Origin of the sequence: Pseudomonas saponiphila (genome assembly GCF_900105185.1) — a bacterium.
Classification (GTDB): domain Bacteria; phylum Pseudomonadota; class Gammaproteobacteria; order Pseudomonadales; family Pseudomonadaceae; genus Aquipseudomonas; species Aquipseudomonas saponiphila.
This window is the reverse complement of record NZ_FNTJ01000001.1, coordinates 1,267,559-1,279,499: the sequence shown is the minus strand read 5'-3', so window position 1 is coordinate 1,279,499 and position 11,941 is coordinate 1,267,559. Positions and strand designations below refer to the sequence as shown.

At 63.8% G+C, this 11,941-nt stretch carries 10 protein-coding genes and 2 pseudogenes; 5 read left to right on the top strand and 7 right to left on the bottom strand.

From position 1 onward, the window contains the following. Positions 1 to 119 precede the first annotated feature (119 nt). From BLV47_RS06130 to BLV47_RS06120, 3 genes and pseudogenes are all read left to right on the top strand, one after another. Positions 120 to 1,460: an imelysin family protein gene (locus tag BLV47_RS06130; protein ID WP_092317070.1), complete on the top strand. Its 1,341-nt coding sequence runs from the start codon at positions 120 to 122 to the stop codon at positions 1,458 to 1,460. Positions 1,461 to 1,650: 190 nt separating this feature from the next. After that, complete coding sequence (locus tag BLV47_RS06125; RefSeq protein WP_092311064.1) at positions 1,651 to 3,075, top strand: di-heme oxidoreductase family protein; 1,425 nt, start codon at positions 1,651 to 1,653, stop codon at positions 3,073 to 3,075. A 42-nt stretch (positions 3,076 to 3,117) separates the two neighbouring features. Then, a pseudogene (locus BLV47_RS06120) lies at positions 3,118 to 3,504 on the top strand (imelysin family protein); the annotation flags it as partial. 92 nt (positions 3,505 to 3,596) lie between these two features. Here BLV47_RS06120 and istB read toward each other — a convergent pair. Beyond that, a complete protein-coding gene (gene istB, locus BLV47_RS06115) occupies positions 3,597 to 4,346 on the bottom strand; it encodes an IS21-like element IS1474 family helper ATPase IstB (RefSeq protein ID WP_062838242.1) in 750 nt (249 codons plus the stop codon). Next, on the bottom strand, positions 4,234 to 5,919 hold the full coding sequence (gene istA / locus BLV47_RS06110) for an IS21 family transposase (protein ID WP_062838241.1): 1,686 nt from the start codon (positions 5,917 to 5,919) through the stop codon (positions 4,234 to 4,236). The genes istB and istA overlap by 113 nt, the downstream gene beginning before the upstream one ends. A gap of 226 nt (positions 5,920 to 6,145) precedes the next feature. On the opposite strand from istA, the pseudogene BLV47_RS06105 reads away from it, so the two are divergent. Continuing rightward, positions 6,146 to 6,829 (top strand): annotated as a pseudogene (locus tag BLV47_RS06105) (imelysin family protein); the annotation flags it as partial. A gap of 2 nt (positions 6,830 to 6,831) precedes the next feature. Next, positions 6,832 to 7,929: a DUF1513 domain-containing protein gene (locus BLV47_RS06100; RefSeq protein WP_092317067.1), complete on the top strand. Its 1,098-nt coding sequence runs from the start codon at positions 6,832 to 6,834 to the stop codon at positions 7,927 to 7,929. Between the two features lie 90 nt (positions 7,930 to 8,019). Here the strand turns inward: BLV47_RS06100 and BLV47_RS06095 are convergent, their stop codons facing one another. The 5 genes from BLV47_RS06095 to colR all read right to left on the bottom strand — a co-directional run bounded on the left by BLV47_RS06095 (position 8,020) and on the right by colR (position 11,796). Further along, a complete protein-coding gene (locus tag BLV47_RS06095; protein WP_092311061.1) occupies positions 8,020 to 8,244 on the bottom strand; it encodes a hypothetical protein in 225 nt (74 codons plus the stop codon). 2 nt (positions 8,245 to 8,246) lie between these two features. Beyond that, the gene (locus BLV47_RS06090; RefSeq protein ID WP_092311058.1) at positions 8,247 to 8,960 is read right to left on the bottom strand and encodes a lipopolysaccharide kinase InaA family protein; all 714 of its coding nucleotides are present in this window, start codon (positions 8,958 to 8,960) and stop codon (positions 8,247 to 8,249) included. 3 nt (positions 8,961 to 8,963) lie between these two features. After that, complete coding sequence (locus BLV47_RS06085) at positions 8,964 to 9,644, bottom strand: class I SAM-dependent methyltransferase (RefSeq protein ID WP_092317064.1); 681 nt, start codon at positions 9,642 to 9,644, stop codon at positions 8,964 to 8,966. Between the two features lie 198 nt (positions 9,645 to 9,842). Then, positions 9,843 to 11,123, bottom strand: a complete 1,281-nt coding sequence (locus BLV47_RS06080) for a sensor histidine kinase (protein ID WP_092311055.1) — start codon at positions 11,121 to 11,123, stop codon at positions 9,843 to 9,845. Beyond that, a complete protein-coding gene (gene colR / locus BLV47_RS06075) occupies positions 11,113 to 11,796 on the bottom strand; it encodes a two-component system response regulator ColR (RefSeq protein ID WP_047305857.1) in 684 nt (227 codons plus the stop codon). Before colR ends, BLV47_RS06080 begins: the two co-directional genes overlap by 11 nt. Between the last annotated feature and the right edge of the window lie 145 nt (positions 11,797 to 11,941).

Sequence of the window (11,941 nt, the reverse complement as noted above, 5' to 3'; positions counted from 1 at the left end):
TGAATAAGAAATATTTACAGGCACGACCCTTTACACATAATGCAAATCTTTCGCATTATGTCGCAGTTTTGCGCGCCCCACGCGCCGTCCACTCCCCCTCTCGAAGCAGGATGTTCGCCATGATTCGTATGCCTCTGGCTACCGCCAGTCTGTTGGCCATCGCTATTTCCCTCGCCGGCTGTGGCGAAGGCAAAGACGACAAGGCTGCCGCTCAAGCGCCGACCCCGGCTGCCAGCACCGCCACCCCGGCCAACGACGCCGCCGGCAAGGTCGACGAAGCCGCAGCCAAGGCCGTGGTCGCGCATTACGCCGACATGGTTTTTGCCGTCTACAGCGATGCCGAATCCACCGCGAAAACCCTGCAGAGCGCCATCGATGCCTTCCTCGCCAAGCCCAACGACGAAACCCTGAAGGCCGCCAAGGCCGCCTGGGTGGCTGCTCGCGTGCCTTACCTGCAGAGCGAAGTGTTCCGCTTCGGCAACACCATCATTGATGACTGGGAAGGCCAGGTGAACGCCTGGCCGCTGGACGAAGGCCTGATCGACTACGTCGACAAGAGCTATGAACACGCCCTGGGCAACCCCGGCGCCACCGCCAACATCATCGCCAACACCCAGATCCAGGTCGGCGAAGACAAGATCGACGTGAAGGACATCACCCCGGAAACCCTGGCCAGCCTGAACGAGCTGGGCGGTGCCGAGGCCAACGTCGCCACCGGTTACCACGCCATCGAATTCCTGCTTTGGGGCCAGGACCTGAACGGCACCGGTCCCGGCGCCGGCGCGCGTCCGGCGTCCGACTATCTGGAAGGCGCAGGTGCTACCGGCGGCCACAACGATCGTCGTCGCGCCTATCTGAAAGCCGTGACCCAACTGCTGGTCAACGACCTGGAAGAAATGGTCGGCAACTGGAAACCGGACGTGGCCGACAACTACCGCGCCACCCTGGAAGCGGAACCGGCCGAAACCGGCCTGCGCAAGATGCTCTTCGGCATGGGCAGCTTGTCCCTGGGCGAATTGGCCGGCGAGCGGATGAAAGTGTCCCTGGAAGCCAACTCGCCTGAAGACGAACAGGACTGCTTCAGCGACAACACCCACAATTCGCACTTCTACGACGCCAAGGGCATCCGCAACGTCTACCTGGGCGAATACACCCGTGTCGACGGCACCAAGATGACCGGCGCCAGCCTGTCGTCCCTGGTGGCCAAGGCCGACCCCGCAGCCGACGCCGCCCTGAAAGCCGATCTGGCCGCTACCGAAGCCAAGATCCAGATCATGGTCGACCACGCCAACAAGGGTGAGCACTACGACCAACTGATCGCCGCAGGCAACGAGTCCGGCAACCAGATCGTGCGCGACGCCATCGCCGCCCTGGTCAAGCAGACCGGTTCGATCGAACAGGCCGCCGGCAAACTGGGCATCAGCGACCTGAACCCGGACAACGCCGATCACGAGTTCTGATCAGCGCCGCATGAGCCAAAAAGGCGACCTTCGGGTCGCCTTTTTTGTCGCAGCGAGACTGCAGCGCCTTGGGTGAGCCGTCCCTCGGCAAGCTTGTCCTGCGTCAAACCAAACGATAATTCCTCTTATTCAAACTTCAGCAGCCTGTTAGACTTTGCGCCCTTGTTTTGCTCGTCTTGCAGGATGTCCGATGCCTTCGTCGCAGCTTCGCTGGTTCGCTCTGATCATGGCCCTGGGCCTGAGTGCCTGCGATGACGCTCCACGCTTTACCCGGGCCGAACCCGGTGAAGCCCGCGCCGGCGGCGCCACCACGGTCAACAAGGCGGATCGCAACGCGTTTTCCCTGCCCTCGGCCAATCTGCCGGCCACCCGACGCCTGGACTTCAGCGTGGGCAACAGTTTCTTTCGCAACCCCTGGGTCATCGCCCCCTCCACCACCACCGCCCGCGACGGCCTGGGCCCGCTGTTCAACACCAATGCCTGCCAGAACTGCCACATCAAGGACGGCCGCGGCCATCCGCCCGCGCCGGATGCCCTGAACGCGGTGTCCATGCTGGTGCGCCTGTCGATCCCGGATGCCCCGGCCTACGCCAAGGTCATCGAACAGCTCGGCGTGGTGCCCGAACCGGTATACGGCGGCCAGTTGCAGGACATGGCGATTCCCGGCGTCGCTCCCGAAGGCCGGGTCCGGGTCGATTACGACAGCGTGCCGGTACGGTTCAAGGACGGCACCCAGGTGGAGCTGCGCAAGCCCAGGCTGCAGATCACCGACCTGGGTTACGGCCCGATGCACCCCGAGACGCAGTTCTCCGCCCGAGTGGCGCCGCCGATGATCGGCCTGGGGCTGCTGGAAGCCATTCCCGAAGCGGCGATCCTCGCCAACGCCCAACCAGCTGCCGGCAACCGGGCCATCGCCGGGCGCCCCAACTGGGTCTGGGATGACGCCCAGCAAAAGACCGTGCTCGGGCGCTTTGGCTGGAAAGCCGGACAACCCAATCTCAATCAACAAAATGTTCATGCGTTTTCCGGCGACATGGGCCTGACCACGAGTCTGCGGCCCTTCGACGACTGCACCGAGGCGCAAACCGCGTGCAAGCAGGCGCCCAACGGCAACGGCCCGGACGGCGAGCCGGAGGTCAGTGACAACATCCTGCGCCTGGTGCTGTTCTATACCCGCAACCTGGCGGTACCGGCGCGCCGCGACGTCGACTCGCCCCAGGTCCTGGCCGGCAAGAGCCTGTTCTTCCAGGCCGGTTGCCAGTCCTGCCACACCCCGAGTTTCACCACGGCAGCCGATGCCGCCGAACCCGAATTGGCCAACCAGGTCATACGCCCCTATAGCGACCTGCTGCTGCATGACATGGGTGAAGGCCTGGCCGACCAGCGCACGGAGTTCAAGGCCAGTGGCCGCGACTGGCGCACCGCCCCCCTGTGGGGCATTGGCCTGACTGAAACCGTCAGTGGCCACACCCAGTTCCTGCATGACGGCCGTGCCCGCAACCTGATGGAAGCAGTGCTCTGGCATGGCGGCGAGGCCGAAGGCGCGAAGCAACAGGTGCTCGCGTTCAACGCCGAGCAGCGCGCCGCGCTGCTGGCCTTCCTGAATTCTCTATAACGCTCGACTCAACCGTTTTTCCACAATAAAGGGAGCCCGAACATGTTCCGCCCCAAACTGCTGTTCACCAGCCTGGCTGCACTCGCTCTGGGCGCCTGCGCCCCCCAGGATCCACAAGCCGTGACCTCGGCGGCCATCGCCAAGCAGGTCATCCTGCCGACCTACAGCCGCTGGGTCGATGCCGACCGCCAGCTGGCCATCAGCGCCCTGGCGTTCTGTGAAGGCAAGCAAAGCCTGGACACCGCCCGTGCCGATTTCCTCCACGCGCAGAAGGCCTGGGCCGAGCTGCAGCCGCTGCTGATCGGTCCGCTGGCCGAAGGCAACCGCTCCTGGCAGGTGCAGTTCTGGCCGGACAAGAAGAATCTGGTGGGCCGTCAGGTCGAGCAACTGGTCAGCGCCACCCCGCAGATCGATGCCGCGGCCCTGGCTGCGGATTTCGGTGAACGTGACCGAGCGTTTCGCTAATACGTGACCGGTGCTTCCACCCCGGTTGCGCGGGTTCTGGATTGTAATCGCATCGGTCACGATGCGGCTTGTTCCTCGGCTTTTTTTCGGCGCAGCGACTCGCCTTTCATCGTCAGTCGGTAGGCGTTGTGCACCAGGCGGTCGAGGATGGCATCGGCCAGGGTCGGGTCGTTGATCCAGCCGTGCCAGTGCTCGATGGGCAGTTGGCTCGTCAGGATGGTGGAGCGGCTGCCAGCGCGGTCGTCGATCACCTCCAGCAGGTCATGCCGGGCTCCTTCCTCCAGCGGGGCTAGCGCCCAGTCGTCCAGCACCAGGACGTCGACCTTTGCCAGCTGTTGCAGGGTACGGCCGAAGCTGCCGTCGCCATGAGCGATGCGCAGTTGTTCCAGCAGGCGCGGGGTGCGCAGGTACAGGGTGCTATAGCCCTGGCGGCAGGCCTGGTTGCCCAGGGCGCAGGCCAGCCAGGTTTTGCCGGCACCGGTCGGGCCGGTCAGCAGCAGGTTGTGCTGCTGGCGGATCCAGTCGCCACTGGCCAGGGTGGCGATCAGACGCTCGTCCAGGGCGCGTCCGGTGCGGCGGTCGAGATCTTCCAGGCAGGCGTTGGCGTACTTGAGCTTGGCCTTCTTGCGCAGCCGTACCAGGCGCTGGTTGTCACGCCAGGCCAGTTCGCGGTCGAGCAGTAGGCCGAGGCGTTCATCGAAGCTCAGGCTGTGGCTGGCCGGCAGCGTCCATTGCTCTTCCAGGGCGCGGGCCATGCCGTCCAGGCGTAGCTGGTGCAGTTGATTCAGGGTGTGTTGCGGCATCATCGAACAGCTCCTGTTGCGGGGGTTGGTAGTAGTCGGCGCCACGGACGTTCTCGTGGTCGCCGGGTAAGGTCGTTTCGGCGGCACGCTGGGGCAGCGGCTGTTGATCCAGGCCTTGCTGGAGCAGGTTGCGCACGCTGCGCCCGGTGAAGGCGCGCAGGTGTACGGCACGTTCGGCAGCGGCTTCCAGGCGTGCATTGCCATAGCGCCGGGCCAGCGAGAGCAGGCCGAGGCAGGCGCGGTAGCCCATCTCCGGGTGCGGCTTGTGGGTCAGTTGGTGATCGATCAGTTGGCGCGTGTAGGGGCCGATCCGCGCGCCCCAGTCGAGCAGGCGTTGTGGCGTCCATTCGCGATGCGCCTGGTGCGCCGCGGGCATGTGCTCGCGCTGGGTACTGTAAGCGCCGCGTCGCCCCAGCAGCAGGTGGCTGGCCACCCGCCGGTTGCCATGCAGCACTTCCAGGGTGTGTGCCGTCAGTCGCACGTCCACGTTCTGCCGGGCCAGGGCGGAGGGCACGCTGTAGAAGCTGCCATTGACCTCGATGTGGTAGTCGATGCTGACCTTGCAGCGCTTGAAGGTGGCGACCTCGTAGGGATGCACCGGCAGCGCTCGCAAGGCCGGGCGATCCAGGCGCTCGAACCAGTCGCGCCGGCAGCCATCGAGCCGCTTGAACGGGCGCCGATTCAGATCCTCCAGCAGCTCGGCGATGGCCTGGTTAAGCGCATGCAGGCTGAAGAACTGCCGATGGCGCAGCCGCGCCATGATCCAGCGCTCGACCACCTGCACCGCCACCTCGGCCTTGGCCTTGTCCTGAGGCTTGCGTGGCCGTGCCGGCAGGATCACCGTCTGGTAATGACGCGCGCACTCCAGCGTGGCCCGGTTCAGGCCCGGCTCGTAGCGATCCGGCTGGGCGACCAGGGCGCGCGGATTGTCCGGCACAACCATTTCCGGCACGCCGCCAAAGTAGGTCAGAGCCTGGCCCAGCGAGGTCAGCCAGTCCACCTGGGTTTCGCCTGGCGTCGCGCAGGCATAGGTGTAATTCGAGGCGCCCAGGGCGGCGACGAAGATGTGCGCCCGGCGCACTTCGCCGGTGGCCGGGTCGACCACCGGCAGCGTCGGCCCGGCATAGTCGATGAATAGCTTCTCGCCCGCACGGTGCAGCTGACGCATCGAACGTTTGAGCGTCTGGGCGTAGCGCCGGTAGTGCTCGACGAACTGGGTGTAGCGGTAGGTCGGCTGGCCCGCATGCGCGGCGAGATATTCCTCCCACAGCAGCTGCAAGGTCACGCCCTTGCGTCGCAACTCGCGGTGGATGCTCAGCACATCGGGCAGCACTCGCTCACCGCGCGGCTTGTTCGTCGACGTCGGTGCAAACAAGGCGGCCGCCAGCGCGGCCTCGTCCATGGCCACCAGCGCCGGCCAGTCCAGCCCGGCCACCCGCGCCGCCGCGATGTACTTGCTAACCACGCCCTTGGACAGCTGCAAGGCACGGGCAATCTTCTCGTGGGACAAGCCGGCCTCAAACTTGAGGCGCAGACATTCTTTGATGTTTCGCATGGCTACTCGCGGCGCCGCCATCTTCCTCTCCCGAAATCGGTCGAGGATGGCGGCGCATCAGGTCATGCGCAACGAAGGGGAAGGCTTTCGCTAAGTCGTGACCGGCGATTTCGGTAAGCCGTGACCACCTGTTTCGGAACAGGCGGAAAATCGGTCACGTTGCTACCGAAATGAGCGGTCACGCGTTAGCGAAATGACCGGTCACGATCAACCGAAACGGCCGGTCACGGTGCTCCGAAATCCGCACCTGGCCAAGTCCAGCGTGGTGGTACAAGGCCTGTCGGCCTACGAATACATCCTCTTCGACAGCAAGATCGACATGGCCGACAGCGCGCAGAAAGCCCGCTACTGCCCGCTGCTGACCGCCATCGGTGAACGCCAGAAACAACTGGCCGAAGAGATCCTGTCGAGTTGGAACACCAACGACGGCATGCTCGCGCAGATGAGCAAGTTCCCCAACCAGCGCTACGCCGACTCCCACGAGGCCATCGCCGACCTGCTGCGGGTTCAGGTCACCGCCCTGGATACCCTGAAGAAGAAACTCGGCACGCCGATGGGCCGCCAGACCAAGGGCATCCCCCAGCCGTTCCAAGCCGACGCCTGGCGTAGCCAATCGTCCCTGCAGGGCCTGGAAGCCAGCCTCAGCGCCGCCCAGACCGTCTGGGCCGGGGTCGACAACAAGGGCCTGCGGGGCCTGCTACCTGCCGAGCAGAAGCCATTGGCCGACAAGATCGACGCCGCCTACGCCGCCTCGCTGAAACTCTTTGCCAGCACCCAGCGCTCGCTCACTGAAATGCTCAATGACGACGCCGGGCGCCAGCAACTCAACGATCTGTACGACAGCCTCAACGTGGTCCACCGCTTGCACGAAGGCGAACTGGCCAAGGCGCTGGGCATCCAACTGGGCTTCAACGCCAACGACGGTGACTGATGATGCTGCGACGTCAGGCTTTGGCACTGGGCAGCCTGCTGCTCAGTGCGGTGACCTTGGGTGGCTGGACGCTGTTCAAGCAAAAGGACAAGCAGCCACTGCTGCTGTCGGCCAGGGACGATGGTGACGGCAAGCACTACGCCGTCGGTTATCAGCTGGACGGTAAACAGGTGTTTGCCACCCAGGTCGGCCAGCGTTGCCATGACATCATCAACCACCCACAACTGCCGATCGCGCTGTTCGTGGCCCGGCGTCCGGGCACCGAGAGCTACCTGATCGACCTGCGGGACGGCACCCTGCTGCAAACCCTGAGTTCGCAGCCCGACCGGCATTTCTACGGCCACGCGGTGATCCACAAGGACGGCCAGTGGCTGTACGCCACCGAGAACGACACCCGTGATCCGGGGCGCGGCCTGCTGGGGGTCTACCGTTTTGAAGGCGAACGCCTGGTGCACAGCGGCGAGTTGTCCACCCATGGCATCGGCCCGCACCAGGTGTCCTGGATGCCCGACGGCGAAACCCTGGTGGTGGCCAACGGTGGTATCCGCACCGAGGCCGAAAGCCGGGTGGAGATGAACCTCGACGCCATGGAGCCGAGCCTGGTGCTGATGCAGCGTGATGGCACCCTGCTGAGCAAGGAAACCCTGGCCCAGCAGATGAACAGCGTGCGCCACATGGGCATCGCCAGCGACGGCACGATTGTCACCGGTCAGCAATTCATGGGCGCCGCCCACGAATCCTCGGAGCTGCTGGCGATCAAGCGCCCGGGCCAGCCCTTTGCGCCTTTCCCGGTCCCCGAACAGCAGCTGCAGGCCATGGGGCACTACACCGCCAGCGTCGCCGTGCACAGCGACCTGCGACTGGTGGCCCTGACCGCCCCGAGGGGCAATCGCTTCTTCATCTGGGATCTGGACACTGGCGCGGTGCGGGTCGATGCGCCTCTGCCGGACTGCGCCGGGGTCGGCGCCGTGGCCGATGGCTTCGTGGTGACCTCGGGCCAAGGCCGCTGCCGCTTCTATGACTGTCGTCAGCAGCAGATTGTGGCAAAGCCCCTGGAACTGCCTGCCGGGCTCTGGGACAACCATTTGCATCTGGTCTGAAAAGCCCCCGCGGGCCGGCACCAAAGCCTGAGCCCCAGACAAGCCAAAGGCCTCGCATGGCGAGGCCTTTGGCTGGGCAGGAGAAGATCTTCAGCTCTGGGGTTTCAAGCCCTGGCTCATGCCGAACATGAACAACAGCAGGTCATGATCGGGCCGGGCGGCGGTTGTCGATTTGGCAACCCGCGGCAAAGGGCAATGTTCCCCTTGAACGGCACTGAGCACCTGCGTTCGCGGCTGCTCCCAGACAACCAGGGCCAAGGAAGCAACTGCCAAGGCTCCTGCCAGGAAAACACCTCGTGCAATTTCTAGCTTCATAGCTATAAACCTTTGATGGGGCTGCCAAACGCCGTTTTGTAAAAGTAGTAGAGCTTTTGCCAATCCGTGTCGTTCCACGACGAATGGCGGCGCAGTTGCTTGAGGTCGTGGGCGGCTGCTCGCTGGCTGCTCAAACGCTGCCGGCACTTCTCGAAATCCAGCAAGGCGATCTGTGGCCGGGCCTGCTCGCCCTCGCCCACCACCCGCACGAAAATATGCTTGGCGTACAGGCAGCCATGCTGCCAGCGCCCCTTGTGCATGCGCGCCAGGGTCCCCGCCAGTGCCTCCAGCAACCGCTCATGGAACGCTTCACCATGGCGCTCACGCTCACCGGCGGCGTACCAGTTGTCGATTTCAACATAGCCATCGAGCGCCGCCGTCACCAGCAAGGCTTGCCAGCGATTCTGCGGATCGCGCCGAGCGCCGCAGAACACCAGTTCCGGAACCCCCACATCGAGCAGCCGCAGGCCTTGCAACGCGGCGAGTTCACGCAAGACGGTCGGTCGCCCGAAAGGATGCAGCACGCTGCGATAGGTGTGTCCGATCTGTCGCTTGGCATAGAGCAGACGGCCGCTGCTGCTCACAATGCGCTGTACCCCGCTTTCACCGCCTCGACGCTGATTGGGTTCCTCGACCCATTCACCTTGCCTGTTCCAGAAATCATCGAAGCGATCCGAGGGTGCAACATCCATTTGCGAAGCAGACTCAACAGCCATCCGTTACCTCTTGCGTAATACGTACACTCGCCACATGGCGTAGAGCGGAACAAAATCCAGGTGCTCCTGGACACGAAAACCGGCTTGCCTGAACTCTTTTTCGACGGTGGCGGCCGGTAACACGAAGCGATTCTGGTAAGCCTCTGGCCCCGATTCGGACAAACGCTTGCGCTCCAGGCGCTTGCGTTTCCAGGCCTTGAAATTGCCATCAACCCACAGCGAGATAATCACGCTGTCGCGGGTCACTCGTTGAAACTCCCGTAACAGCGCCATACGATGCTCGGCCTGGCCCACATGGTGCAACAGCCGCATGGAAAAAATGCAGTCCACGGCGTTGTCCGGCAAATCGATGGCAAAGGCGGACGTTTGCAAAGGCCGTACCCGACTCACCACGTCGGCGGGCTGGGCCGCCATGGCGGTGCTCAGCATAGCCGAAGAATTGTCCGCGCCAATGATGACCCGGTTGGCCTTCTGCGCCAGCAACGGCCAGAAGCGCCCCGCACCACAGGGCAGGTCCAGCACCAGCCCGGGCTCGCCAGCAGCGGCCAGGGCCGCGCGGGCCAGGTGTTCATCACGCCAATGGGACAAACGACGGGCCAGGCCATCCTGATGTTTCTGCAGGTATTCCTGGGCGTGTTGGGCATCGTACTTGTCGGAAAATTCCAGCTTGATCGGCTTGGCCATCATCAAGGTCTCCTGTAGCTGATGACGCCACCTTAAGCAGCGGCATGTCAGCGACAGGTCATCCCGGTGTGAAAACTTCGTACCGTCCGACGGGAAGATATTTCAGGTTTTTACAGGCTGCCGGCAATGGCCTAGGGCCACAGAGGAACAAAAAACGACAAGTGACAGGCCCTGCATGGCAGGGCCGGATCAGGAAATTCAGCTATTGGCTGGTTGCAGCCGCACGTGAAAACGACAGCCATTGGGGATCATGGTGGTGAGGCTGACGCTCCAGCCCTGGTTCTCACAGATGCGTTGAACCAGGGACAACCCCAAGCCCAAGCCTTCACCACGCTTTTCATCGCCGCGCACGAAGGGCTGGAACATCGCCTCGCGCTTCTCTTCGGGAATGCCCACCCCACTGTCTTCCACCACAAACCCACCCGGCTCAAGGCTCAGGCGAATAAAGCCCTGCTCGGTGTAGTGCAAGGCGTTGCGCAGAAGATTGCCCATCACCGCATGCAGGAAGGTGGCGTTATAGCGATTGTCGCCGGGCTGCCCGGGCTCGAAGATCAACTCGATGCCTTTGCCCTCGATGGACTCGCGCCACAAGCCGATCAAATCGGTGGCCGCTTGCGTCAGGGTCAGTTGCGGCGACATACCGGCGTCTTCTCGCTGGGCACGCGCGAGCATCAGGAAGGTCTGCACCAGCTCGCGCATCTCCTCGCAGGCCCGGGCAATCCGTTCCACCTGAGCCCGTCCGCGCTGGTCCAGCCCGGGGTTTTCCAGGAGCAGCTCACAGGAGGTGGCCAACACCATCAACGGCGTGCGCAATTCATGGCTGACGTCACTGGTGAACAGCCGTTCGCGACTCAAGGCCTGACGCAAGCGCCCCAGGGTGGCGTCGAAGGCGATGGCCAATTCGCCCACCTCATCCGCGGCATAATCCGGCGCCAACGGCGGCGCCAGCCCCAGTAACTGATCACGATGCCGTACCTGGCGGGCCAGACGCACCACAGGCGCCATCACCCGGCGCGCCAGGATCCAGCCCAGGAACACCGCCAGCGCCAGGCTCAGGACAAACCCCACCAGTACCACGGCGAACAGCACCCGCTCACGCTCTTCGAAATCGCTCTGATCCTGCAGCAGCACGTAACGCCGGCCATCCACCACCTCGACCATGGCGTGGTAGGACAGCTGCTCGCGGAACACTTCATGGAAGCCCGGGTCGAGATGGCGCAGGTCCTTGGGCAACTCGAAATCGCCGCGACCGCCGCTGTAGTAGAACAGTTGGTCGGGCTCGGGACGGTGGCTCCAGTCCGCTACGTTGTCCATCAGCAACAAGCGTTGCAGGTCGCCCCCGAGGCCGGCGGAGATGAGTTTTTCCTCCACCAGATGCACGGTCGCCACGATGCCCATGGCAAAGGCCCCTGCCACCAATGCGCTCATCAAGGCAAAGGCGATGATGATGCGCTGGGCCAGGCTTTGCTTAAACTCCATCACGGCCCTCGGCCAGCCGGTAGCCGACACCGTGCACGGTATGCAGCAGCGGCTTGGCGAATGGCTTGTCGATCACCTGACGCAGTTGGTGAACATGGCTGCGCAGGCTGTCACTGTCCGGGCAATCATCGCCCCACAGGGCCTCTTCGAGAATTTCCCGGCGCAAGACATGGGGGCTTTTCTGCATCAACACCGCCAACAGCTTGAGGCCCACCGGGTTGAGCTTGAGCAGACGCCCTTCGCGGGTGACTTCGAGGGTGTCGAGGTCATAACTGAGGTCACCGACCTGCAGCGCTCGACGACCACCGCCCTGGGTACGGCGCATCACCGCCTCGATTCGCGCTGCCAGTTCCGAGAGGGCAAAAGGCTTGAGCAAGTAGTCGTCGGCACCGGACTTGAAGCCCTGCAGCCGGTCATCCAGCTGGTCGCGGGCGGTGAGCATGATCACCGGGGTGTCGCGCCGGGCATCTTCACGCAGGCGCTTGCACAGGGTGTAGCCATCGATTCCCGGCAGCATGATGTCGAGCACGATCAGGTCGTAGTGCTCGGTGGCCGCCAGGTGCAGGCCGGACAGACCATCCTGGGCGCAGTCCACGGTGTAGCCCTTGAGCCCCAGGTAGTCAGCCAGGTTGGCGAGAATATCGCGGTTGTCTTCAACCAGTAGAATTCGCATCGGAACTCTCTCCCTACACAGTTACGGCCGTCTTGGCCCGCGCAGCTTAAGGCCAAGTCCGACTCGCCGCCAGCCCTGTCTGACCGCTGCCGCAGACCTGTTGCCCGATCAATGCCTTGACGAGTTTTTCACTGTGGGCTCACAA